General features: G+C 62.8%; 20 protein-coding genes. 9 read left to right on the top strand and 11 right to left on the bottom strand.

Annotated elements, in window-relative coordinates:
• Positions 1-4: 4 nt before the first annotated feature.
• Both AB5Y81_RS14045 and maiA read left to right on the top strand, forming a co-directional pair.
• On the top strand, positions 5-1003 hold the full coding sequence (locus AB5Y81_RS14045) for a fumarylacetoacetate hydrolase family protein (RefSeq protein WP_054544656.1): 999 nt from the start codon (positions 5-7) through the stop codon (positions 1001-1003).
• A gap of 73 nt (positions 1004-1076) precedes the next feature.
• Entirely contained in the window at positions 1077-1715 is a 639-nt protein-coding gene (gene maiA, locus AB5Y81_RS14040; protein WP_041203201.1) for a maleylacetoacetate isomerase, read from the top strand.
• A gap of 81 nt (positions 1716-1796) precedes the next feature.
• On the opposite strand, the gene AB5Y81_RS14035 is transcribed toward maiA, so the two are convergent.
• The 5 genes from AB5Y81_RS14035 to AB5Y81_RS14015 all read right to left on the bottom strand — a co-directional run bounded on the left by AB5Y81_RS14035 (position 1797) and on the right by AB5Y81_RS14015 (position 7219).
• Positions 1797-2297 carry a thioredoxin family protein gene (locus AB5Y81_RS14035; protein ID WP_279484173.1) on the bottom strand — a complete coding sequence of 167 codons (501 nt, stop codon included), beginning with the start codon at positions 2295-2297 and terminating at the stop codon, positions 1797-1799.
• Positions 2298-2476: 179 nt separating this feature from the next.
• Entirely contained in the window at positions 2477-4141 is a 1665-nt protein-coding gene (asnB, locus tag AB5Y81_RS14030; RefSeq protein WP_010633616.1) for an asparagine synthase B, read from the bottom strand.
• 206 nt (positions 4142-4347) lie between these two features.
• Positions 4348-4713, bottom strand: coding sequence for a cupin domain-containing protein (locus AB5Y81_RS14025; RefSeq protein ID WP_279484174.1), 366 nt, complete (start codon positions 4711-4713; stop codon positions 4348-4350).
• Positions 4714-4838: 125 nt separating this feature from the next.
• Positions 4839-6413: a cation:proton antiporter family protein gene (locus tag AB5Y81_RS14020; RefSeq protein ID WP_005302326.1), complete on the bottom strand. Its 1575-nt coding sequence runs from the start codon at positions 6411-6413 to the stop codon at positions 4839-4841.
• Positions 6414-6469: 56 nt separating this feature from the next.
• Complete coding sequence (locus AB5Y81_RS14015; RefSeq protein WP_005302324.1) at positions 6470-7219, bottom strand: HAD-IIA family hydrolase; 750 nt, start codon at positions 7217-7219, stop codon at positions 6470-6472.
• A gap of 212 nt (positions 7220-7431) precedes the next feature.
• On the opposite strand from AB5Y81_RS14015, the gene AB5Y81_RS14010 reads away from it, so the two are divergent.
• Positions 7432-8451, top strand: coding sequence for an adenosine deaminase (locus tag AB5Y81_RS14010; protein WP_279484175.1), 1020 nt, complete (start codon positions 7432-7434; stop codon positions 8449-8451).
• Positions 8452-8531: 80 nt separating this feature from the next.
• Here the strand turns inward: AB5Y81_RS14010 and AB5Y81_RS14005 are convergent, their stop codons facing one another.
• The 3 genes from AB5Y81_RS14005 to AB5Y81_RS13995 form a co-directional block, all read right to left on the bottom strand.
• On the bottom strand, positions 8532-9653 hold the full coding sequence (locus AB5Y81_RS14005) for an alkene reductase (RefSeq protein ID WP_279484176.1): 1122 nt from the start codon (positions 9651-9653) through the stop codon (positions 8532-8534).
• A 185-nt stretch (positions 9654-9838) separates the two neighbouring features.
• Positions 9839-11374: a TerC family protein gene (locus AB5Y81_RS14000; protein ID WP_279484177.1), complete on the bottom strand. Its 1536-nt coding sequence runs from the start codon at positions 11372-11374 to the stop codon at positions 9839-9841.
• A 294-nt stretch (positions 11375-11668) separates the two neighbouring features.
• Positions 11669-12595: a cation diffusion facilitator family transporter gene (locus AB5Y81_RS13995; protein ID WP_279484178.1), complete on the bottom strand. Its 927-nt coding sequence runs from the start codon at positions 12593-12595 to the stop codon at positions 11669-11671.
• Positions 12596-12764: 169 nt separating this feature from the next.
• Between AB5Y81_RS13995 and AB5Y81_RS13990 the strand changes: the two genes are divergently transcribed.
• From AB5Y81_RS13990 to AB5Y81_RS13975, 4 genes are all read left to right on the top strand, one after another.
• Positions 12765-15821 (top strand): FAD-binding and (Fe-S)-binding domain-containing protein, encoded by a 3057-nt coding sequence (locus AB5Y81_RS13990; RefSeq protein ID WP_279484179.1) that lies wholly within the window; start codon positions 12765-12767, stop codon positions 15819-15821.
• On the top strand, positions 15821-16309 hold the full coding sequence (locus AB5Y81_RS13985) for a hypothetical protein (RefSeq protein ID WP_024941104.1): 489 nt from the start codon (positions 15821-15823) through the stop codon (positions 16307-16309). The genes AB5Y81_RS13990 and AB5Y81_RS13985 overlap by 1 nt, the downstream gene beginning before the upstream one ends.
• Before the next feature lie 140 nt (positions 16310-16449).
• Positions 16450-16911: a hotdog fold thioesterase gene (locus tag AB5Y81_RS13980; RefSeq protein ID WP_042008973.1), complete on the top strand. Its 462-nt coding sequence runs from the start codon at positions 16450-16452 to the stop codon at positions 16909-16911.
• A gap of 180 nt (positions 16912-17091) precedes the next feature.
• Positions 17092-18987, top strand: coding sequence for a DEAD/DEAH box helicase (locus tag AB5Y81_RS13975; RefSeq protein WP_201989391.1), 1896 nt, complete (start codon positions 17092-17094; stop codon positions 18985-18987).
• A 379-nt stretch (positions 18988-19366) separates the two neighbouring features.
• Here AB5Y81_RS13975 and AB5Y81_RS13970 read toward each other — a convergent pair whose 3' ends face one another.
• Both AB5Y81_RS13970 and rnt read right to left on the bottom strand, forming a co-directional pair.
• Positions 19367-20689, bottom strand: a complete 1323-nt coding sequence (locus AB5Y81_RS13970; protein ID WP_005302295.1) for a Na+/H+ antiporter family protein — start codon at positions 20687-20689, stop codon at positions 19367-19369.
• A 270-nt stretch (positions 20690-20959) separates the two neighbouring features.
• The gene (gene rnt, locus AB5Y81_RS13965; RefSeq protein WP_017764203.1) at positions 20960-21619 is read right to left on the bottom strand and encodes a ribonuclease T; all 660 of its coding nucleotides are present in this window, start codon (positions 21617-21619) and stop codon (positions 20960-20962) included.
• 148 nt (positions 21620-21767) lie between these two features.
• Here rnt and AB5Y81_RS13960 point away from each other — a divergent pair, with 148 nt between their 5' ends.
• Complete coding sequence (locus AB5Y81_RS13960) at positions 21768-23741, top strand: methyl-accepting chemotaxis protein (RefSeq protein WP_017778815.1); 1974 nt, start codon at positions 21768-21770, stop codon at positions 23739-23741.
• 68 nt (positions 23742-23809) lie between these two features.
• Positions 23810-24685 carry an OmpA family protein gene (locus AB5Y81_RS13955; RefSeq protein ID WP_005302285.1) on the top strand — a complete coding sequence of 292 codons (876 nt, stop codon included), beginning with the start codon at positions 23810-23812 and terminating at the stop codon, positions 24683-24685.
• A 67-nt stretch (positions 24686-24752) separates the two neighbouring features.
• Here AB5Y81_RS13955 and gloA read toward each other — a convergent pair whose 3' ends face one another.
• Positions 24753-25166 (bottom strand): lactoylglutathione lyase, encoded by a 414-nt coding sequence (gloA, locus tag AB5Y81_RS13950; RefSeq protein ID WP_017764205.1) that lies wholly within the window; start codon positions 25164-25166, stop codon positions 24753-24755.

The following is a 25166-nucleotide window of genomic DNA, read 5'->3' as shown; positions in this document are numbered from 1 at the left end:
CCCTATGAAACTGGCAACCCTGAACAATGGCAAACGGGACGGCGCCCTGGTGGTGGTGAGTCGCGATCTGAGCCGCGCGGTGCGCGTGCCGCACCTTGCGGCCACCCTACAAGCTGCCCTCGACGAGTGGGCCGAGCTTGCGCCCAAGCTGACCGCCGTTTATCAGCAGCTCAACGATGGCGCCTGCGCCGATGCTTTCCCGTTCGACGAGACGGCCTGTCTCTCCCCGCTGCCGCGTGCCTACCAGTGGGCCGACGGCAGCGCCTACGTCAACCACGTGGAGCTGGTGCGCAAGGCGCGCGGCGCCGAAATGCCGGAAAGCTTCTGGCACGATCCCCTGATGTACCAGGGGGGCTCGGACAGCTTCCTGCCGCCGCGGGGGTCCATCCCGATGGGGTCGGAGGAGTGGGGCATCGATTTCGAGTCGGAGATCGCCGTCATCACCGACGACGTGCCGATGGGCACCAGCCCGCAGGCGGCCGCCGGCCACATCAAGCTGCTGATGCTGGTCAACGACGTGAGCCTGCGCAACCTCATTCCGGGTGAGCTTGCCAAGGGCTTCGGCTTCTTCCAGTCCAAGCCCTCCAGCAGCTTCTCGCCGCTGGCCATCACTCCGGACGAGCTGGGGGATGACTGGCGAGATGGCAAGGTGCATCTGCCCCTCGAGACCCACCTCAATGGCGCCCTGTTCGGGGCCCCCGACGCCGGGGTGGACATGACCTTCAACTTTTATGAGCTGATCGCCCACGCCGCCAAGACCCGGCCGCTCGGGGCGGGCTGCATCATCGGCTCGGGGACCGTCTCCAACTACGACAGAAGCCGCGGCTCATCCTGCCTCGCCGAGCTGCGGATGCTGGAAATTATCGAGTCAGGTCAAGCCACTACACCCTTTCTGCGCTTTGGTGATACAGTGTCCATCGCGATGCAGGATCGCAACGGGATGAGTCTGTTTGGCACCATTTTGCAGCGGGTCACGCCGGCAGAGGCCAGTCAGACGAAGTGAAGGGGCCGGCATGGACACGAGGCCGACGGGTGAGCGGCAGGTGTCCATGTACCTGTCAACACAGGGACAAAGTATGTTGCAGTTGTTTGGATATTGGCGTTCATCGGCAAGTTATCGGGTGCGGATCGTGATGCAGCTCAAGGGGCTCGACTACGAGCAGCATCCGGTCAATCTGCGGCAGGGCGAGCAGCGCGAGAAGGCCTATCGCCGGCTCAATCCCCAGGGGCTGGTGCCGTTTCTGGTGGATGGCGAGGTGCAGGTGGGTCAGTCGGTGGCCATCATGGAGTACCTCGACGAAACCTACCCCGCTCACCCGCTGATGCCGTCCGCCCCCGAGGAGCGGGCCCGGGTACGCCAGATCGTCAACATGATCGCCTGCGACATCCATCCCCTCAACAACCTGCGGGTGCTCAATTACCTGGGAGAGCATCTCAGGGCGGGCAAGGAGCAGGAGGCGGCCTGGTATCGCCACTGGATTGACGAAACCTTCAGTGCGCTGGAGCAGCTGTTGATGACCACTGCCGGCATCTATTGCGTCGGCAACGAGGTGACCCTGGCGGACTGCATGCTGGTGCCCCAGGTCTACAACGCTCGCCGCTACGACATGTCGCTGGAAGACTATCCCACCATCAACCGCATCGTCGCCAACTGCGAGCAGCTGCAGGCATTTATCAAGGCCGCCCCCGCCAATCAGCCGGATGCCCAGCCCTGAGGCTGCGCCTTCCTGCCAGGTTTCAATTATCGAGCCCCGCACCGTCAGCCGATCGTGCGAGGCTTTCATATCAGGGGCTCGCTAGCCGCGGGTGGGCTTGGGCTGGAAATAGGCGATGAACTTGCCGAATTTCTCCCCGTCGTAGCTGTCCCCCTTCTCCAGCAGCCCGGTGTTGAAGGATTCGAGCAGCTTGCCCTTGCCATCCAGCACGTAGAAGTGGGGCACCCCCAGGTACTCGGGATAACCTTTGAGGAAGGATTCGTTCTTGTTCTGTTTGCTGACGTTCACCTTGACCACCACGAAGGTGCGGTTGAGCTGGCCGGCAAGATCGGGTTTCTGGTCCAGAAAGTGGTTCATCTCCTGGCACCAGCTGCACCACTCGCCGCCCACCAGCAGCAGGACTTTCTTGCCCTCTGCACTGGCCTTGGCGGTGGCGGCGGCGAGATCGCGGGCCGGATCCCGCTGCTCGTCATAGCCCTGGCTGTAATCGGGCAGGGTCTGGCTCCAGAGGTGGTCGGCGCTGTACGCCTCGCCATGAAAGAGGGCGGTGCCAAGCACCAGCGGCAATAGCAGTCGGTTCATCACGTGCTCCTTGTGTTGTTGTGGTTGCTTCCAAGCCGCAACAATGTGACACGAGCGAGCCCGGCCGCCAAGGGCGAGTTGGGCCCTTGTTATGCAAAAAGCGGGAATGGGTCGGCGGGAAAAAACAAAGCCCCTCGCAGGAGGGGCTTGGCATTGAGGCAAAGGAGGTCGCCGGCAGATCAGTAACCCTGCTGGTGCACGTCCATCACGGCGCGACCGGACGGGTCTGCCATCTCCTTGAACTTGGCATCCCACTCCAGCGCAGTCGGGGTGGAGCAGGCGACCGACTTGCCATAGGGCACGGTGCGGGCGGCGGACTCCAGCGGGAAGTGCTCGTCAAAGATGGCGCGGTAGTAGTAGGCCTCCTTGGTAAGCGGGGTGTTGACGGGGAAGCGGAAGGCCGCCGCCTCGAACATCTGATCCGTCACTTCCTGCTCGACCATGGCTTTCAGGCTGTCGATCCACGAATAGCCTACGCCGTCGGAGAATTGCTCCTTCTGGCGCCATGCCACTTCATGGGGCAGCAGATCCTCGAACGCTTCGCGCAGGATGTGCTTCTCGATCTTGCCCTTGCCGCACATCTTGTCGGCAGGTTGCAGACGCATCGCCACGTCCATGAACTCCTTGTCGAGGAAGGGCACGCGGCCTTCCACCCCCCAGGCGGCCATCGACTTGTTGGCGCGCAGGCAGTCATAGAGGTGCAAAGAGGCGAGCTTGCGCACGTTCTCTTCGTGGAACTCGCGGGCGTTGGGCGCCTTGTGGAAGTAGAGGTAGCCGCCGAACAGCTCGTCGGAGCCCTCGCCCGAGAGCACCATCTTGATCCCCATCGCCTTGATGTAGCGGGCCATCAGGTACATCGGCGTAGAGGCGCGGATGGTGGTGACGTCATAGGTCTCGAGGTGATAGATGACGTCCCGCAGGGCATCCAGACCTTCCTGCACGGTGAAGTGGATCTGGTGGTGGATGGTGCCGAGGTGATCAGCGACCTTCTGGGCGGCGGCGAGATCCGGCGAGCCTTCCAGGCCGACGGCGAAGGAGTGCAGTTGCGGCCACCAGGCTTCGCTCTTGCCATCGTCTTCCACCCGGCGGGCGGCATAGAGCTTGGTGATGGCGGAGATGACGGACGAATCCAGCCCGCCGGAGAGCAGCACGCCGTAGGGCACGTCGCACATCAGCTGGCGCTTGACCGCCGCCTCCAGGGCCGCTTTGAGCTCGGCCTTGTCGCTGACGTTGTGCTCGACCGCGCCGTACTCCATCCAGTCGCGTTTGTACCACTGTTTAAGCTCGCCATCCTTGCTCCACAGGTAGTGTCCCGGCGGGAAGGTTTCGACGCTCTTGCAGACCGGCACCAGCGCCTTCATCTCGGAGGCGACATAGAAGTTGCCGTGCTCGTCGCGACCGGTGTAGAGGGGGATGATCCCCATGTGGTCGCGACCAATCAGGTACGCATCCTGCTCGGCGTCGTAGAGGATAAAGGCGAAGATGCCGTTGAGATCGTCCAAAAAGGCCGGGCCCTTCTCCTTGTAGAGGGCCAGCAGCACCTCGCAGTCGGAGTGGGTCTGGAACTGGAAGTCGACCTTGAGGTTCTTCTCCAGCTCCTTGTGGTTGTAGATCTCGCCGTTGACGGCCAGCACATGGGTGCGCTCGGGGTTGTAGAGCGGCTGGGCGCCGTTGCCCGGATCGACGATGGCCAGGCGCTCGTGCACCAGAATGGCTTTGTCGGAGCTGTAGACGCCGGACCAGTCAGGACCGCGGTGACGCAATCGCTTGGACATCTCCAGCGCCGATTTGCGCAGGGCGGCCGCATCGGATTTGATGTCCAGAATGCCGAAAATAGAACACATTGGCGGTAATCCTCTTGATTTTTATATGAGCCCCCCACGTTCGGGCTCGAAATTCCATTTACATTCCTCGCCAATCACAATGCCTAGTGCAAAAACCTTTTGCAAGCGGGAAAACCGCAGAAAATCATGCCGTAAGCGTCAAGCAGGTAGGGGAGTGCGGCGACCCGTCCGGCCGCCGGAAAAAAGAGAAGAGGTTGACGTGAACGTCAGCTGGTGGGTTCGAAGATCACATAGAGCTTGCGGCAGGGGGTGAGGGTCTCCCACTCCCCGACAAAGCCGGCGGGAATGACGAACTGGTCGCCGGACTTGAGGGGCAGCCTGCCGCCCTGGCCGTCGTGGATCACTGCCTCGCCTTCCAGCAGCTGGCAGTATTCATGCTCGGTGTAGTGGATGGCCCAGCGCCCCGGCTCGCAGCTCCAGAAGCCGACATGGAACTGCTGGCTCGGGTCGGAGTAGTGGTTCCACACCGTCTGGCGCGGGTTGCCGGCGCGCAGGCGATCGGGGGCGGGCATCAGCGGGGTGGGAGCCACCTCGTGGCGGTCGAGCAGGATCCAGTCGTTGAGGGTCTTCATGCTGCCTCCTTGGCAAGGGATAAAAAACAGGGCCATCCTGGCCCCGTGATTGTTCGTTTTATTAAACGAGGTTACGCATAACGTAAACGATAGCGTCCTCCTTGCCAAGGGGCTGCTCCCGCCCTTCAGAGTGGCTGCAGCCGCTTGATGACGTGGCGGGCGAAGCCGCTGCCCGCTTCGTCGTAGACGTTGAACACCGCATCCACCCCTTGCTCTTTCAGGGAGGCGATGTCGTCCTCGAAGCGGACGATGGCGGCAATCTTGCCGGCAAAGCCGTGGCTGCGCAGCTTCTCGATGGCGTAGAGGTTGCCCGAGTGGTGAGGCATGGCCAGCAGCACCAGGTTGACCTGGTTGGAGAGCAGCACCTTGTCCCAGAAATCGGTATCGGTGGCATCCCCCTCGATAACGTTCATGCCCTGGGCGCGCAGGGTGGGCAGCTTGTCGCTGTCGTTCTCCACCCCGAGGATCACGGTGCCGTACTTGTTCTCCAGCTCGAAGTAGGCGCCCTGGCCGATCCGCCCCATACCGAGGATGATCACCTCGGCATCGCCGAGCTCGATGGGCCTGTCCTCCGGGTGCAGGGTGGTGGCCTGCATGCCGCGCAGCCAGTTGCCGAGCCGATGGTAAATGCGCTCGCTCTGGCCGTTGAGGGGGGCCGAGATCATGAAGCTGGCCGCCAGCGCCAGAGAGAGCGCGACCAGCCACTCGTGGGAGATCCAGCCCGCCTTGGCGGCGATGGCCGCGACGATGAGGCCGAACTCCGAGAAGTTGGTGAGCGCCAGGGTGGAGAGCAGGGCGGTACGCACCCGCAGGTGGGCGCCGCTGTAGACCAGGTAGTAGAGCGCGCTCTTGAGCGGCAGGGCCAGCACCAGTGCCAGCGCCAGCAACATGGTGTCGTGGGTAGGCAGGCCGTTGAGGCCGATGGTGAGAAAGAAGCAGATGAGAAACAAGTCTTTGAGGTTGAACAGCGACTTGGCCAGCCCCGCGGAGGCGGGGTGGGAGGCGATCAGCATGCCGATGATGAGTGCCCCCAGATCCGGTTTGAGCCCCACCACCTCGAAGCCGGCGGCCCCCACCACCAGCGCCAGGAAGATCCCGAACAGCACCTGCAGCTCGCCGTGACCGGCCCGCTCCAGCAGTTTCAGCAGCAAGGGGCGCAGCAGCGGCAGCCCCAGGATCCAGAGCGCCCAGATGCTGGGCCACTCGCCGCTGGAGACCGCCAGGAAGGCCACCGCGAACAGATCCTGCATCACCAGCACGCCGATGGCGAGACGGGCATAGAGGGCGTTCATGTCGCTGCGCTCTTCCAGCACCTTGACCGCAAATACTGTGCTGGAGAAGGAGAGGGCAAAGCCCAGCAGCAGCGCCAGCTTCCAGTCGAGCGACATGGCCAGCGCCAGCCCGAGCCCCTTGCACACCAGCAGCACCACGGTAAAGAGCAGGGTGGAGAGCAGCAGGTGCAAACTGGTGGTGCCCCAGACGTCGCGCCGCATCAGGATCTTGACGTTGAGCTTGAGGCCGATGGTGAACAGCAGCAGGGTGACGCCGAGATCGGCCACTTCACTGAGGGCCGGGGTGTTGTGATAGCCCATGGCGTTGAGGATGAAGCCGGCGGCCAGAAAGCCCAGCAGGGGCGGCAGGCCGATGAGGTTGACCAGCATGCCGCAGCCGAAGGCCACGGCGATAAGAATGGGTTCCATGTTGTTTCCTGCGAGGGCAGGGCCGGCCTGCCCTCTTCTCTATCCTGGGTCGCGGGTCAGACGATGTCGATGTCCACTACTGAGTCGAAGATGTGGTTCGGCCGAAACGGCATGCGGTCGATGTCGGCCACCTTGCTCACCCCGGAGAGCACCAGCACCGTCTCGAGGCCAGCCTGGAAGCCTGCCAGAATGTCGGTGCGCAGGTTGTCGCCGATGATGATGGTGTCGTCGGAGTGGGCCTCCATCCGGTTGAGCGCCGCGCGGATGATCCAGGCGCTCGGCTTGCCCACATAGAACGGCTTCTTGCCGGTCATCCGCTCGATGGGGGCGCACAGGGCGCCGCAGGCCGGGTGCATCATGGGGCCGTGGGTATCCGGGTTGGTGGCGATGAAGCGGGCCCCCTGATCCACGAACTTGGCCCCCAACTGCATCATGGTCCAGTTGTAGTTGCGGGTCTCGCCCACCACCACGAAGTCGGGATCGATGTCGGTGATGGTGAAACCGGCCTTGTAGAGTTCGTGGGTCAGTGCCCCTTCACCGATCACATAGGCCTTCTTGCCGTCCTGGCGCTTGAGAAAGTCGGCGGTGCCCATGGCGGAGGTGTAGAAGCACTCCTCCGGTACCTCGATCCCGGCGGAGCGGAAGCGGTTTTGCAGATCTTTCTGGGTCTGGGCCGGGTAGTTGGTCAGAAACAGCAGCTTGCTGCCCTGCTCCAGCAGGCGGTGGACGAAACGGTCGGCGCCCGGCACCAGATCGTTGTTGTGCAGGATGACGCCGTCGATGTCGCAGATGACGCTTTTCTTCATGGGGACTCCTTGTGTAGGCGCAAGAGGCGGCGGAAAGTTGCGCCAACTCTCAAGATCTTCAAATAGTTATGTTGTTTTTGTGACGCCATTATAAGTCTGTTTGATGACAAGTCTCCCCCATAAACAGAGATAGGTGCACAATCAATTGCAGGGGAGGGAGCCGCTCTGCCACTGGCGGGTCCCGCTGTCTGTGCACTGATGGAGCCGTCATCATGGATAACTTTATTGCCGGTCTGCCCAAGCTGGAGCTGCACCTCCATATTGAAGGCTCGCTCGAGCCGGAACTGATGTTTGCCCTGGGCCAGCGCAACGGCGTGGCCCTGCCTTGGCCAGACGTGGCCAGCGTGCGCGCCGCCTACGAGTTCGACTGTCTGCAATCCTTCCTCGATCTTTACTACCTGGGGGCCAGCGTGCTGGTCACCGAGCAGGACTTCTTCGATCTGACCTGGGCCTATCTGGCGCGCTGCGCAGCCGACAAGGTGGTGCACGTGGAGATCTTCTTCGACCCCCAGACCCACACCGCCCGCGGCGTGCCCTTTGCCACCGTGCTGGGCGGCATCGAGCGGGCGCTGCAGCGCGGGGAGAAAGAGTTTGGCATCAGCTGGCGGCTCATCATGAGCTTCTTGCGCCACCTGAGCGAAGAGGAGGCCTTCGCCACGTTGACAGAGGCCACTCCCTTCTTGTCGCGCATTCACGGCATCGGCCTCGACTCGGGGGAGAAGGGCAATCCGCCCGGCAAGTTTGCCCGGGTCTTTGCCCGCTGCCGCGAGCTGGGGTTGCCGGTGGTGGCCCACGCCGGCGAAGAGGGGCCGGCGGATTACATCTGGCAGGCCATCCGGGAGCTGGAGGTGCGACGCATTGATCACGGGGTACGCTGCGTCGACGATCCCGAGCTGCTGCGTTATCTCGCCGATACCCGGCTGCCGCTCACCGTCTGCCCCCTCTCCAACACCCGCCTCAAGGTGTTTGACCAGATGGCCCACCACAATGTACTGAATTTGCTGGAGCAGGGGCTGTGCGTCACCATCAACTCGGACGACCCCGCCTATTTCGGCGGCTACATGAACGCCAACTTCCACGCTCTGGCCCATGAGCTGGGGGCCAGCATGAACCAGCTCTGCCGTTTGTCACTCAATGCCGTCGAGGCGAGCTGGCTGAGCCTGGCCGACAAGGCGCGGCTGACCCGGGAGATCAGAAGCTACGCCGCCTGCTACGGGGTCAGCCTCTACTGAGCGTTGGCTCGCATGAAAAGTAAAAACGGTGCGCCCACCAGTGATGGTGGGCGCGTTTTTTATGCCTGGGCGGGTTTGATTCAGGCCGAGTGGGGCTGGGCGGCCGCCTGATAGGTCGGGTAGTCGGTCAGGCCCTTCTCGCCACCGCCGAACAGGGTGGCCGGATCGTGAGGGGCCAGCGGATAGCCGTGGCGCAGCCGCTCGGGCAGGTCTGGGTTGGCCACGAAGGGGCGACCGAAGCCTATCATGTCGGCCCAGCCCGCCTCGAGCGCCGCCCGGGCGCGCTCGCCGTCATACTTGCCTGCGTAGATGAGGGTGTTGGGGAAGGCATCGCGCAGCCCCTGCTTGAAGCTCTCAGCCATCAGCGGGGCGTCGTCCCAGTCCGCCTCGGCAACGTGCAGGTAGACCACGTCGAGCCGGCCCAGCAGGCGGGCGGCGGCCAGATAGGTCTCCTGCGGGTTGGCATCCACGGTGCCGTTCAAGGTGGTGAGCGGCGCGAGGCGCACCCCGACCCGGTCGGCCCCGATCTCGCTGCAAACCGCCTCGGTCACCTCCTTGAGGAAACGCAGCCGGTTCTCCAGCGAGCCGCCGTAGCCATCGGTGCGGGTATTGGACTCGGAGTCGAGGAACTGGTTGATGAGGTAGCCGTTGGCGGCGTGCAGCTCGATACCGTCAAAGCCGGCCAGCATGGCGTTGCGGGCCGCCTGACGAAACTGCCCCACCACCTGGTCGATGTCGGCCTGGGTCATGGCGCGCGGGGTGACGGTCTCGACAAACCCGGGGGCGTCGCTGCCGTTGTCGACGAACACCTTGACCCCTTTGGCCTGAATGGCCGAGGAGGAGATGGGCTGGGCGCCGCCGAGGTTGTCGGGGTGAGTGACCCGGCCCACGTGCCAGAGCTGGGCGAACATGGTGCCGCCCTTGGCGTGCACGGCGTCGGTCACCAGCTTCCAGCCGGCCACCTGTTCGGCGCTGTGGATCCCCGGCGTCCAGGCGTAGCCCTTGCCCATGGGGTCAATCTGGGTGCCCTCGCTGATGATGAGACCGGCCCCTGCGCGCTGGGCGTAGTAGGTGGCCATCATGGCGTTGGCCACGTCTCCGGGCTGGCTGGCGCGGGAGCGGGTCATGGGGGGCATGACGATGCGATTGTTGAGGTGCAGCTGGCCGAGGCGCAGAGGGCAGAACAGGTGATCGTGGTGCATGGTGAATTCCTCATGGTGATGATGGGCTCACTCTAGTGCTGGCATCCCTTGCGAAAAAGAGGGGTAATTGCAGAAAAGAATTGCGCTGATGACAGCAATGGCGAAATGAGAGAGGAGAAAGGGGGGGATAAATAGAAAAGGGGACCGACAAGGTCCCCTTTTGCAGCAGGGTTTACGAGATGGCGTCAGGCCGCCAGCGGCATGACGCGCACCCGCTCGATACGCCGCTCGCTCACCTCGACTACCTCGAAGCAGAGCTGCTGCAGTTGCAGCTGCTGGCCCGGGGCGGGCAGGGTGCCGAAGTGGGAGAGCAGCATGCCGGCGAGGGTCACGTATTCGTCGCTCTCGCTCACCAGCCCTTCGTGCTCCAGCACCTGCTCCACGTGGTGGATGTTGGTGCTGCCGTTGATGAGCCAGCCAGCCCCGTCGCGGACCATGTCCGGCGTTTCATCTTCATCGGGCAGCTCGCCGACGATGGCCTCCAGCAGGTCGTGGGTGGTCACCAGCCCCTGGATGATGCCGAACTCGTCGGCCACCAGGATGAGGCTGCCTTTGGCCTGGCGCAGCTCCGCCAGCAACCTGATCACGTTGATGGTCTGCGGCACGATAATGGGGTCGTTCTGTTTGGCCAGTGCGCTCAGGGACTGCCCCTCGTTGAGGGCAAACAGCAGATCGCGCGCCTTGACCACCCCGATCACCTCGTCCAGATCGCCGTCACAGACCGGGAACAGGCTGTGGGGCTCCTGCTTCAGCAGGGCGCGGATCTCGTCATCGGTGTCGTTGACGTCGATCCAGGCCATCTCGGAGCGCGGGGTCATGATGGTACGGATGGAGCGATCGGCCAGCGACAGCACCCCGGTCACCATGTAGCGCTCCTCCTCGCCAAAGCTCACCGGCTCGGGGGCGGGGGCATCCAGATCGTCGTCCGGTTTGTCCTGATACGCCTTGCTGCCCATCAGCTTGAAGATGGCGGCTGTAGTGCGCTCGCGCAGGGGCAGCTTGGCCTCGTGGCGCTCGGCACTGCGCTGGGATAGCTGGTTGAAGAACTCGATCAGCACCGAGAAGCCGATGGCCGCATAGAGGTAGCCCTTCGGAATATGGAAACCGAACCCTTCCGCCACCAGGCTGAAGCCGATCATCAACAGGAAGCTCAGACAGAGCACCACCACTGTGGGGTGGGCGTTGACGAAGCGGGTCAGCGGCTTGGAGGCGAGCACCATCACCACCATGGCGATGGTCACGGCCGCCATCATGACGCCGAGCTGTTCCACCATGCCGACGGCGGTGATGATGGAGTCCAGCGAGAAGATGGCATCCAGCACCAGGATCTGGGTGATCACCACCCCAAAGCTGGCATAGACGCCGACCGGCCCCTCTTCGGGCGGCTTGGCCTCAAGCCGCTCGTGCAGCTCGGAGGTGGCCTTGAACAGCAGGAACAGGCCGCCTCCCATCAGGATCAGGTCCCGCCCGGAGAAGGGGTGATCCCAGATGTGCAGTATGGGGGTGGTCAGGGTGACCATCCAGGACATGACGCTCAGGAGCCCCAGGCGCATCAGCAGGGCCAGCGACAGGCCGATGATGCGGGCCTTGTCCCGCTGGGCGGGAGGCAGTTTTTTCACCAGGATGGCGATGAAGACCAGGTTGTCGATCCCGAGCACGATTTCCAGAACGATCAGGGTAAACAGACCGATCCAGATGTGGGGATCCAGCAGCAATTCCATGTAGTGACCTCAATAAAAACAGACAGAGCAAAGAGTGATCACGGCGCACGACGGCCGTAGTGACAGCAAGGCTATGACGTTATTCAGAGGCGCTGATTAAGCAGATAAAGATAGGTTTTGACGGGAAGAAACGAAGGGCAACTTCGGGGATTGTCCATGATGGGCAATAAAACCTCGGGTTAAAAGTGAGCCCTGATGATAGCGGTTGGCGCCGTTTTGGCAAGAGGGAAGCCATGAAGATGTGATGACTGGGGGAGGCGGCTGGCCTCCCCCAAACGGCAGTTCAAGCGGCGGTTACAGCCAGCGCTTTTCGCGGGTGAAGCAGACCGACAGCCAGGCGTCCCCCAGGGTATCGCCGAGGCGGGACCAGAGCTCCTGGCGCAGGGCATCTTGGCGCTCGATGGGCCACTCCTGACCCGGGGCCACCAGGATGTTGAGCTCGAGATCGAAGCGGCGGCCGCTTTTCGCCAGATGGCTGTAGCACTCGACGCCATGGCGCAGGCGCAGGGCCTCGACTTCGTTTGCCACCAGCCGGGAGACGTCCCCCTTGGGGGCAATTTTCAGCACTTCCCGCAGGTTGCGACCGAGCACCTTGATGGGAATGAGGGTGGCGCACAGGGCCAAGAGAGAGACCAGCAGCGGGTCTATGTAGCGGTTGTAGTGGCCGTAGCCGATGGCATCGAGGCCAATGGCGACCACGAAGCCGATGAGCAGGGTGGTGCTGAGCAGGGTGTCCACCAGCCACTCCTTGGAGTCCACCCGCACCAGCTCTGAGTTGACCCGCTCGGCCACGTTGGCCTCGACCAGATAGATGATGCCGCAGAAGAAGGTGGAGACGACGGCATAGATGAGGGCGTGGCCGAGATCGATCTCCCGTCCCCCCGCCAGCAGGGTGGTCAGGCCGTTGTAGAGCGCCGCCAGACAGACCAGCAGAATGATGGTGCCGTTGATGACGTTGGCGATGGGTTCGAAGTGGGCGTAGCCGTATTGAAAACGGGCGTCGGAGGGGCGGGTGACCAGGTAGGCGGTGATGAGCCCCAGCCCCGTCATGCCCATGCTGAACAGGGTGAAGATGCCGTCGAGCATGATGGCGTTGGATCCGACGAAGAGGCCATAGCCGATGCCGAAAATGGCAAAGGTGATGCAACCAAACAGCGACAGGGTCAGCGCCTGTTTTTCGGTGCGGATAAGCGTACTGATAACATGGCTGTAGTGAGCCATAAAAGTCCTCCTTTCAAATGGTGAAGATTGCGCGCGCAAGCGGTTTTCTAGCTGATATACTGCCCGCTCACATGTGAGCGGACTGGTTCGGGGGCCCGCGAAGAGGCTGGCCCGAACGGTCGTTGTCGCCGGAATGCCGGCATCAAGCAAAGGATGGGAACAAGGATTCATGATCCCGAGACTCGATTACCAGGACAGTTTGTCACCTACAACCCTGCAGTTTCTTGAGTTGCTGGCGCGATCAGCATTTCGTGGTGATATCGAAAAGTCTTATGCAAGCCGGTTGGCGATGGCGACGGATAACAGCGTCTATCAGGTCGTACCTCAGGCGGTTCTCTATCCGCGCAGCGCGGACGATATAGCGGTGATGCTCAAGCTGGCCCAGGGGCCCGAGTACGCAGCCTTGAGTTTCTTCCCTCGCGGCGGCGGTACCGGCACCAATGGTCAATCCTTGGGCGGCGGCATTATCGTCGATCTCTCGCGCCATATGAACCAGATCATGGAAATTAATCTGGAAGAGGGTTGGGTGCGAGCCCAGGCCGGGGTGGTGAAGGATCAGCTCAACGCCTATTTGAAGCCTCATGGCTACTTCTTCTCGCCGGATCTATCCACCTCCAACCGCGCCACCCTGGGAGGCATGGTCAACACCGACGCCTCCGGGCAGGGGTCGCTGGTGTACGGCAAGACCTCGGATCACGTGCTGGGTCTCAAGGCCGTGCTGGAAAACGGCGAACTCATGGCCACCGAGCCGGTGACCGGTGAGCGACTGGCTGACAAGCTGGCGCTGGAGAGTCGTGAAGGGGAGATCTATCGCACCCTCTATCGCATAGGCCGCGAGCGGCGCGCCGACATCGAGGCCACCTTCCCCAAACTCAACCGCTTTCTGACCGGATACGATCTCAAGCACCTCTATATCCCGGAGAGTGACACCCTGGACGTGAGCCGCGTATTGTGCGGCTCGGAAGGCTCCTTGGGCTTCATCACCGAAGCCAGGCTCAACATCACCCCCATCCCGCGCTACCGGACCCTGGTCAACGTCAAGTACGACAGCTTCCCCTCGGCCCTGCGCAACGCCCCCTTTATGGTGGAGGCGCACGCCCTGTCGGTGGAGACGGTGGACTCCCGGGTGTTGGGGCTGGCCCGCGCCGACATCATCTGGCACTCGGTGAAGGATCTCATCCAGGACGTACCCGGCAAGGATCTGCAGGGGCTCAACATCGTCGAGTTTGCCGACACCGACGAGGATGCGCACAAGGCCAAGGTAGCCGAGCTGTGCCGGCGTATCGACGGCCTGCTGGCGCGTGGTGAGGCCGGGGTCATCGGCTATCAGGTGTGCGACCATCTGCCGAGCATCGAGACCATCTACGGCATGCGCAAGAAGTCGGTGGGGCTGCTCGGCAACGCCGAGGGGCGCAAGAAGCCGGTGGCCTTCACCGAAGACACCGCCGTGCCGCCGGAATCCCTGGCGGACTTCATCATGGAGTTTCGTGCCCTGCTGGACGCCCATGGCCTTGACTACGGCATGTTCGGCCACGTCGATGCCGGGGTGCTGCACGTGCGCCCGGCGCTCGATCTGTGCGACCCGGAGCAGGAGGTGCTGCTGCGGCGCATCTCGGATCAGGTGGTGGCGCTCACCGCCAAATATGGCGGCCTGATGTGGGGGGAGCACGGCAAGGGCTTTCGCTCCGAATACAGCCCCGCCTTCTTCGGCGAGCTGTGGGAGGAGTTGCAACGGGTCAAGGGGGCGTTCGACCCGGCCAATCGCATCAACCCGGGCAAGATCTGCATGCCTTATGGCAGTGGTGCCGAGCTTGTCTCGGTGGATGGGCCCAAGCGCGGCAAGTTCGACCGCCAGATCCCGCTGGCGGTACGCACCAGCTATACCCGGGCGCTGGATTGCAACGGCAACGGTCTCTGTTTCACCTTCGAGACCGACTCCCCCATGTGTCCCTCGGTCAAGATCAGCCGCGATCGCCGCCACTCCCCCAAGGGGCGGGCCGGTCTGATGCGCGAATGGCTGCGCCAGCTGGCGGAGCAGGGTTTCGACCCTCTTGCCGAAGAGGTGGCGCTGCAAAGCGGCGGTCTGCGCTTCAAGCAGATTGTCGACAAGTTCCGCAATACGGTGGCCCGCGCCCGGGGCCAGTATGACTTCTCCCACGAGGTGATGGAGGCGATGGAGGGGTGCCTCGCGTGCAAGGCGTGCACCAGTCAGTGCCCCATCAAGGTGGATGTACCCACCTTCCGCGCCCGTTTCATGCAGCTCTATCACAGCCGTTATCTGCGCGGCCCCAAGGATTACTTCGTCGGCACGGTGGAGAGCTACGCCCCCCTGCTGGCCAAGGCGCCGAAACTGGTCAACTTCTTCCTCGAGAAAGAGTGGGCTCAGAAGGCGACCGAGAAGAGCATCGGCATGGTGGACGTGCCGCTATTGAGCGTGCCGACCCTGGCCGAGGAGCTGCGCGACCATCGCGCCCGTTATTTCGATCTGCCGGGCCTGGAGGCCATGAGCCCAGAGCAGCGTCAAAAAGTGGTGCTGATCGTGCAGGATCCCTTCACCAGCTACTACGACGCCCCCGTGGTGCGCGATCTGGTGAAACTGGCCAGCAAGCTCGGCCTGCAGCCCTATCTGCTGCCGTTCAAGCCCAACGGCAAACCCCAGCACGTGAAGGGTTTCCTGCGCGCCTTCGCCCGTACCGCGGCCAGCAGCGCCCAGTTCCTCAACAAGGTGGCGGCGCTTGGCATCCCCATGGTGGGGGTCGATCCCTCCCTGGTGCTCTGCTATCGGGATGAATACGTGAAGGCACTTGGCCCCGCCCGTGGCGACTTCCAGGTGCTGTTGCCCCAGGAGTGGCTGCTCTCCCTGCCGGCCGAGGGGCTGCCGGTGCGAGAAGAGGCGGGCAGCGAACCCTGGTATCTGTTCGCTCACTGCACCGAGAAGACCGCCAAGCCCACCACCCACGGTGACTGGAGCACCCTGTTCCGCCGTTTCGGTGCCACGCTGCAGCCGGTCTCGGTGGGCTGCTGCGGCATGGCCGGTACCTATGGCCACGACGCCAAACAGGTGGAGAACTCCAAAGGCATCTATGGTCTGAGCTGGGCCGAGCCCCTCGCGCGCCTGCCCAAGGAGCGCTGCCTGGCCACCGGCTATTCGTGCCGCAGCCAGGTCAAGCGGATGGAGGGGGAGAAACTCAAGCACCCGTTGCAGGCCCTGCTGGAACTGCTCTGATGCTGACGCTACCCAAGCGGTTTCGGGTGCCGCAAGCCTATCGGCACCCGCACTTCCTGCTGCTGCCGGTCAGCCCGGCCCAGGCGGTGGTGGAGTTCGTCGCCATGCTGCGCGAGCGCGAGCTGCTTCATCAGCTGTTTCGCCCGGACGATGTGTGGCCCTCCGCCAATTTCAGCTTGAGCCAGCACGAGGCCGATCTGGAGTGGCAGCGCTCCGAGTTCCTGGCCAAGCGCTCCTTTGCCTATGGCCTCTGGAGCCCGGCGCGGGAACCCGAGTTCTGGGGCGGGGTTTACCTCTACCCCTCGGTGCTGCCGGAGGTGGCGGTGGAGCTCTTCTTCTGGAAGGTGGCTGAGGCGCCGCTCACCGATGTCGAACTGGAGGCCGAACTGCGCGCCTGGCTTGGCAAGGTGTGGCAATGGCCCGAGCCGAGCCTGCCTGGGCGGGACGTCCCCTGGGCCGAGTGGCCCGGGGTGACCTACCCCTGGTGACAAGGCATGGCCAGCCGGCCAGCCCTGAAGATGCCCCCTCAAGCGGGGCATCTTTTTTTCTGCGCCATTTTCGCCGACACTGCTGGTTTGCCGCTACGGCGCAGCGATAACCCATTGATCACAGAAGGAGTCAGCTCGTCATGAGCCAAGATAACGCCCCCATCTGGCGCAAGCCCATGAGCCTTGAGGGGCTCAACGCCAGCTCCCGCAATACCCTGATGGCCCACCTCGACATCGTCTACACCGCCTTTGGCCCTGACTGGCTGGAGGCCACCATGCCGGTGGATCACCGCACCCATCAGCCGCTCGGTATGCTGCACGGCGGCGCCTCTGTGGTGCTGGCGGAGACGCTGGGTTCCTTGGCGGCCAACATGGCGGTCGGACCTGACAGTTACTGCGTGGGGCTGGAGGTCAATGCCAACCACTTGAGGGCCAAGCGGGAAGGAGTGGTGACGGGGCGCTGCGCGCCGTTGCATCTGGGGGCGACCACTCAGGTGTGGCAGATAGAAATTCGCGATGAACGTGGTCGTTTATTGTGCACCAGCCGGTTGACCATGGCGGTGCTCAAGCACAAGCGGGACAAGGACTCTGGCGAAGCGTGATCCGCAATCACGCACCATGAGTGAAAAATAAGCAAGCCATAGTCGTCAGATCCCTCTATAATTGCCAACGTCTTGAGAGGCCTATCACATTTTTCAAGACAGCAGAACAAAGTGGCGCTATAATCGCCGCCTTTTTGCTATTCCGCGGTGTTAGCCGCCTGCCTTAATCTGGAAGAATCTATGTCTGATACCGAACAACTGCCCCTTTTTAGTGAGCTTGGACTGGCCGCGCCTGTACTGAAAGCGCTGCAGGACGTGGGCTATGAGCGCCCGTCCCCCATCCAGGCCGCAGCAATTCCCCACCTGATGGCGGGCCACGATCTGCTGGGGCAGGCGCAAACCGGTACAGGGAAGACCGCTGCTTTTGCCTTGCCTCTGTTGTCTCGTCTGGAAGCTGGTAACCGCAACACCCAGATCCTGGTGCTGGCGCCTACCCGCGAACTGGCCCTGCAGGTGGCTGAGGCGTGCCAACGCTATGCCCACCACATGCCTGATTTCCACGTGCTGCCCATCTACGGCGGCGCCTCCTACGAAACCCAGACCCGCGCCCTGCGTCGCGGTGCTCAGGTTGTCGTGGGTACTCCGGGCCGCGTGATGGACCTGATCCGTCGCAAGAACCTGGACCTCTCCGGTCTGAAAGCCCTGGTGCTGGACGAAGCGGACGAAATGCTGCGCATGGGCTTCATCGACGACGTGGACTGGATCATGGATCAGTGCCCGGCCGGTCGTCAGGTTGCCCTGTTCTCTGCCACCATGCCGGAGCAGATCCGTCGCGTGGCCCAGAAGCACCTGAAGCAGCCCAAAGAGATCAAGATCGCCTCCAAGACTGCTACCGCCACCACCATTCGCCAGCGCTACTGGCAGGTGACCGGTCTGCACAAACTGGACGCCATGACCCGTCTGCTGGAAGTGGAACCCTACGAAGCCCTGCTGGTGTTCGTGCGTACCAAGAACGCCGCCGAAGAGCTGGCCGGCAAGCTGGCTGCTCGTGGTCACGCCTGTGAAGCGCTGCACGGCGACATCCCGCAGAAGCTGCGTGAGCGTACCGTCGACAAGCTGCGTCAGGGCCAGCTGGACATCCTGATCGCCACCGACGTGGTTGCTCGTGGTCTGGACGTCGAGCGCATCACCCACGTAGTGAACTACGACATTCCGTACGACACCGAATCCTACGTTCACCGTATCGGCCGTACCGGCCGTGCTGGTCGCAAGGGCGAGGCCATCCTGTTCGTGGCACCGCGCGAGCGCCGCATGCTGCGCGCCATCGAGCACGCTACCCGTCAGGCCATCGAGCCGATGAAGATGCCGAGCACCGAGGACATCAACCAGCACCGTCTGGCCAAGTTCAAGGAGCGCATCCGCGAAACCATGATGGGCGAAGAGCTCGAGATCTACGTGAACCTGGTGAACGAGCTGATCGAAGAGGATTCTGCCGATCCGCTGGAGCTGGCTGCTGCACTGGCCAAGCTGGTACAGGGTGATCAGCCGCTGCTGCTGGATGACTCCATCCCGGATCCGCTGTTCAGCAACAGCAACGATCGCGGTGGTTTCGAGCGTCGTGAGTTCAACGACCGCGGCGGTCGTGACTTCGGTGACCGTGGCGATCGCCCGGCCCGTCGCATGCCGTCCCTGGAGCCGCGTCCGCTCAAAGACAACCCGGACGTGGAGATGGAGCGCTACCGCGTAGACGTGGGTGCCCATCACGGCGTCAAGCCGGGTCAGATCGTGGGCGCCATCGCCAACGAAGCGAACATCGAGAGCCGTTTCATCGGCAACATCGACATCGCTGACGACTTCTCCACCGTCGATCTGCCCAAGGGCATCAGCCCGGACGTGCTGGAAGTGATCAAGAAGGCCCGTGTCTGCCAGCGTCCGCTGCAGATCAGCCGCTACACCGAGGTGCCGGCCGGTGGTAACACCAGTAGCCGTCCGCCGCGCGGTGATCGTCCGTTCCGTGGCGACCGTCCTTTCAACAAGGATCGCCGTCCGCAGGGTGACCGTCCCTTCAACAAGGATCGCCGTGAAGGCGGTTTCGACAAGGGTCGCAAGTTCGGTGGCAAGCGCCGCGACAGCTAAGCTCTGATTGTTATTTAAAAAGGCCGCTCATCGAGCGGCCTTTTTGTTGCCTGTGGTTTACCCATGCTGTGCTGGTGGGGCTCACCCATTGAGCGCCATTGATATCACCGACAGACTGCCTGGCACTGCCACCGGTATCGACTGCCAGGTGCAGGATGGTAACTAAGGTTGCAAGCCCAGGAGCCGCCTTGTGCCGTTGCGAGCAGAACCTGCGCGAAGGGGAGAGCGAACAGAACAAGAGAGGGCCGACAGCGCAGCCAGGAAGGAAAAGTACCTCGCCTGTCCGCTCGTATATTCCGGCGTATACATGGCACGATGAAGGCAGCAAAAAGGCGACCCGTAGGTCGCCTTTTTGTTGTCTTGTCTCTTGCTGCCCGGCTTAGAGCACCATGGCGGCAATCCAGCCGAAGAGGATGAGCGGGATGTTGTAGTGGATGAAGGTCGGCACCACGCTGTCCCAGATATGGTCGTGCTGGCCGTCGGCGTTGAGGCCCGAGGTGGGGCCCAGGGTCGAATCCGAGGCGGGCGAACCCGCGTCCCCCAGCGCGCCGGCTGCCCCCACCAGGGCGATGGTGGCCATGGGCGAGAAGCCGAGCTGGATGCACAGCGGCACATAGATGGTGGCGATGATGGGCACGGTGGAGAAGGAGGAGCCGATCCCCATGGTGATGAGCAGGCCCACCAGCAGCATCAGGAGGGCGGCCAGCCCCTTGTGGCCGGTCATCATGCCGGCTACGGACTGCACCAGGCTGTCGACCCCGTGGGTCTCCTTCATCACGGCGGCAAAGCCGGCGGCGGAGATCATGATGAAGCCGATGAGGGACATCATGCGCACGCCCTGGGTGAAGGCATCCTGACTCTCGCGAAACTTGATGACGCCGCCACAGGTGAAGATGACGAAACCCGCCAGGGCCCCCAGCACTATGCTGTTGGTCATCAGTTGCAGCCCCAGCGCCACGGCGATGGCCAGCAGGGCCACCCAGATGTGACTGAGGTTGAGCTCGACCGTCTCCGGCTCGGCGGCCAGGATCTTCTCCAGATCGTACTGGCGCGGCTTGCGGTAGCTGAAGAAGACGGCGATGAGCAGGCCGCAGAACATGCCAAGCACCGGGATGGCCATCGCCATCGGCAGCTGGCTGAGCTCGACCGGCACGCCGTTGTCGATCAGGTTCTTGGCCAGGATGTTGTTGAGGAAGATGCCACCAAAGCCCACCGGCAGCAGCATGTAGGTCGCGGTCAGGCCGAAGGTGATGACGCAGGCCACCTGACGACGGTCGATCTGCATCTGGGCCATGACGTGCAGCAGCGGCGGGATCAGGATGGGAATGAAGGCGATATGGACCGGGATCAGGTTCTGGGAAGAGACGGAGACCGCGAGCACGGAGGCGAGCAGCAGGCTCTTGACCCAGAGAATGCGGGTGCTGCTGGCATCCTTGCCGAGCTGGCTGATCACCTTGCGGGCCAGTAGATCGGTGATGCCGGAACGGGAGATGGCGACGGCGAAGGCACCCAGCATGGCGTAGGAGAGGGCGATCTCGGCGCCGCCACCCAGGCCACCGGTAAAGGTGGAGAGCGTCTGCTCAAGGGTGAGCCCCCCGATCAGGCCGCCCGCGATGGCGCCGATGGCGAGGGAGACCACCACATTGATCCGCAGTAGGCTGAGCACCAGCATCAGCGCCACTGCGATAACAACAGGATTCATTTGATTTCCTTATAGTTTGTGTTGCTGTCTGTCGTGTGAAAGGCAGTTAGTTTGCGAAAAATGTGACAAATGTCGAGTAAAAAATCAGGCTGATGGCCTATCTGCAGCATTCACGGCGCTCTGCTGCCGACAACGGGGTCGGAGGCGTGAAAAAAGGCGCTGGATGGCACTTTATTATCTATTCTGGTCAAACCAGATCAGGAATAAACCAGCAGAGGCAAACCGTGCAAAGAAAAGCGGCTGCCGTGGCAGCCTGCTTGAGATCGGGGTTTATTCGCCCGCATCGTCACTCTCGTTGTCCGGGTGAGCGGGTGGCCAGCCACCCAGGCTCTTCCAGCGGTTGACGATATGGCAGAACAGCTCTGTGGTGCGTTCGGTGTCATAGAGGGCGGAGTGTGCCTCTTTGTTGTCGAACGGGATGCGGGCGCTCTGGCACGCCTTGGCCAGCACCGTCTGACCCAAGGCCAGGCCGGAGAGCGCCGCGGTATCGAACGTGGCAAACGGATGGAACGGATTGCGCTTGAGGCCGGCCCGCTCGGCGGCGGCCATCACGAAGCCGTGATCGAAGGTGGCGTTGTGGGCCACTATGATGGCGCGGCCGCAATCCTGCTCCTTCATCCCCTTGCGAATGCCCTTGAAGATCTCGGTCAGCGCCTCTTTCTCGCTGACGGCGCCACGCAGGGGATTGAAGGGGTCGATGCCGGTGAAGTCGAGCGCCGCCTTTTCCAGGTTGGCGCCCTCGAACGGTTCGACATGAAAATGGAAGATCTGATCGGGCACGAGCCAGCCCTGCTCGTCCATCTTGAGGGTATGGGCAGCGATCTCCAGCAAAGCGTCGGTTCTGGCATTGAACCCGGCGGTTTCAACATCGATGACGACGGGGTAAAAGCCACGAAAACGGCCCTTGAGGGTGTGAACTGCGTCGGTCATGGTATCTCGGTCGGCGTGAAATGAGGCGGCATTATGGCAAAAAAGCGGGCCCTTGTCCCATCTCCGCCGCCCTGCAGGCGCTAGCCGATTCTATTATCGACACGCGAGCTTATAATTGACCACTCAATCAATGGAATGGAGAGCAAGGATGAAGAAGCTGGGATTGGCGCACAAGATGTTGCTGGTTGTCTGCCTGCCACTGCTGGCCCTGCTGTTTTTCTCCGGCCGGTACGTGTATGAGCGTTATCGGGTCGAACAGGAGATGAGCCAGGCCCAGGCCGCGCTGGATGTGGTTCGGGAAGCGGCGCAACTGGCCCACGAGCTGCAAAAAGAGCGCGGCATGTCGGCCGGCTTCCTCGGCTCTGGCGGCAACAAGTTCCGCGATGCCCTGCCGGCCCAGCGCAAGGTGGTGGATGGCCTGCTGCAGCGTTTTGCACAAGACCCGGCCCTGCTGGCGCTCAGCGAGGTGCAGCAGGAGCTGGCCGGGCTGACGGCCATGCGCGAGCGGGTCAGTGCGCTGGGGGTGGAGGTGGCGGAGCAGGTCGGCGTCTACAGCCGGATCATCTCCCGCCTGCTGGCGGTGGTGGATCAGATCAGCATCCACAGCCGGGATGCCACCATAGCGCTGCAGACCAACGCCTATGCCGCCTTCTTGCAGAGCAAGGAGCGGATGGGGCTGGAGCGGGCGACCTTGAGCAACGTGTTCGGCCGAGACAGCTTCACGCCGGCACTGCTGCAGCAGTTTATCTCGCTGCTGGCGGCCCAGAATACTTATCTTGAACGCTTCCAGGCGGTGGCGAGCCCCTCCCAGCGCCAGCTGCTGGCCGACAGCCTGGCCTCGCCCGTGGTAGCCAAGGTGGCCGCCATGGAGAAACTGGCGCTCGACAAGGCGGCCAGCGGTGGTTTCGGGGTGGATGCCGAAGCCTGGTTTGCCTTGAGTACCGACAAGATAGGCCTGCTCAAACAGAGTGAGGATCGCCTCTATCAACAGCTGTCCGAGCGGGTCGACCAGATGCGGGCCCAGAGTGCCAGCGACTTCTGGTGGGCTGCCATCGGGGTCTTGCTGTGCGTGGCACTGACCACCTTCGTCTGCTGGCGGGTGGTGCGGGATCTGCACCTGGGCTTCACGGCGCTGCATCAGACCTTCAAGCGGCTGGTGAAGGAGAACGACCTGACGGTGCGGGTCAACTGGCAATCCGGCGACGAGCTGGGGGCGCTGGCGCGGGATCTGAACCACTTCCTCGAACACCTGGAAGGCTTGTTGCTGGCGGTTCGCCGCTCCTGCGAGGTGTTGACCCGCAGCGCCGCCGCCTCGGCCAACGTCATCTCCGAGGTTAACGCCGGGGTGGCCAGGGGCTTTGGTCAGGTGGACCTGGTGGCGACCGCCGCCACCGAGATGGCCTCGACGGTGGCGGAGATCGCGCGCAACGCGACCCAGACCTCGCTGGCGACCCAGCAGGCCATCGGCCGGGCCCGGCAGGGGGACAAGGAGGTGGATCAGACCATAGACGCCATCCAGCTGGTGGCGGGTACCCTGAGCGATACCCAGCAACTGGTGGACAGCCTGCATCAGGATACCGAGTCGGTGGGGGAGGCCCTCAACCTCATCAAGCAGATCTCGGATCGCACCAACCTGCTGGCCCTCAACGCGGCCATCGAGGCGGCCCGTGCCGGAGAATCCGGTCGCGGCTTTGCGGTGGTGGCGGAAGAGGTGCGGGCGCTGGCATCGCGCACTCAGCAGGCTGCCGACGACATCGAGCGGATGCTGGCGCGTCTGCGCCAGGGGGCCAATCAGGCGGTGACGGCCATGCACCTGGGAACCGAGCAGGCGGGGCTGAGCGTGACCGAAGCCAAGCGGGCGGGCAGCGAGCTGACCGACATCGTCAACGAGGTGCGCAAGGTGAGCGACATGACGGCCCAGGTGGCCACCGCCACCGAGGAGCAGCGTTACGTCACCGATGATATCCAGCACAACGTGATGACCATCCGCGAGGTGTACGAGGCGCATCGCCAGCACTCGGAGACCCTGCAGCAGAACAGCGTTGAGCTGGATCAGCTGGCACGAGAGCTGGCAGGCCGCATCGCCAGCTTCAAGCTGATGGGCGGATCTTCACCCCATTGAGCGCTTTGACCTAAAGCTTGTCCTGCCCCTGCCGATACCTAACCAGAGATCGTGTGGAGGGCAGGCAGTTGAACGCTTGGGTGTTGGGGTTGGTCAGCATATCAGTGAGTATGCAGTTGCAGGCGGGAGTCACCGAATTCGGTGCCGGCCTGGATCAATCCGTCTGGCGGTTGACCTCTGATACCCAGGTGGAGTGCCGGCTCGAGCATCCCATCCCCAGCTGGGGCACGGGGGCCTTCGTCAGCCGCGCCGGTCGCAAGATCAATCTGGACTTCGAACTCAAGGGGCTGCGCCAGCAGGCCCAGACCCAGACGGTGAGTCTGGGCATCATGCCGCCCATCTGGCGTCCTGGCCTGGCCGGCCGGGAGATAAGCCAGCTGCGTTTCTACCAGCAGTTTGATGGCCTGGTGGAGGGGCAGACCGCCTGGACCATGCTGGACGAGCTGGAGGGAGGGCGCATGCCGACCTTCCAGTATCGCGACTGGTATCGCCAGAACCGGCCGGTGCGGGTCTCCCTCTCCTCGGTCAACTTCCGGGTCAAGTACCAGGCCTTCATGGACTGCGTGAACGGCCTGCTGCCCTACAGTTTCAACGACATCGCCTTCAGCGTGCTCACCTATGACAAGAACAGCGATCAGCTGTCGCTGGCCTCCAAGCGGCGGCTGGCGATGATCGGCGAGTACGTGAAGGTGGACAAGAGCATCGACGTGGTGGTGATCGACGCCTACAGCGACAGCTATGGCGGCCGCTGGCCGAACCAGAAGCTCTCCGAGAAACGGGCCGATGCCATCAAGAAGGTATTCGTCGATCTGGGCATCGATCCCGGCAAGATCTCGGTGGAAGGGCACGGCGAGAAGCAGCACGTCGCCTCCAACGAGACCGAGGGTGGCCGTGCCAAGAACCGGCGGGTGGTGATCAACATGGGCCGCAATGGCGCCATCTGAGCGATATCTTCGCCATAAAAAAGAGCGCCTCGGCGCTCTTTTTGGTTCTTTCGGGGACAAGCCTGGATCAGAAGCTCTCACCAAGGCCGCTGCCGGCATCTTTCTTGGCGATCAGTTCAATCTTGTAACCATCCGGATCCTCGACGAAGGCGATGACGGTGGTACCGCCCTTGACCGGACCCGGCTCGCGGGTGATCTTGGCACCGGCGGCGCGCAGCGCCTCGCAGGTGGCATAGATGTCGTCCGCTTCCAGGGCGATGTGGCCGTAGGCCGAACCCAGCTCATACTCGCTCACGCCCCAGTTGTAGGTGAGCTCGATGACGGCCTCATCCTTCTCGTCGCCGTAGCCGACGAAGGCCAGGGTGTACTTGTATTCGCTGTTCTCGCTCTTGCGCAGCAGTTTCATGCCCAGCACACGGGTGTAGAAGTCGATGGAACGTTGCAGATCGCCGACGCGCAACATGGTATGCAGAATTCTCAT

Source organism: Aeromonas sp. s2 (assembly GCF_040907935.1).
Lineage (GTDB): Bacteria > Pseudomonadota > Gammaproteobacteria > Enterobacterales > Aeromonadaceae > Aeromonas > Aeromonas dhakensis.
This window is presented reverse-complemented; position numbering and strand designations above follow the sequence as displayed.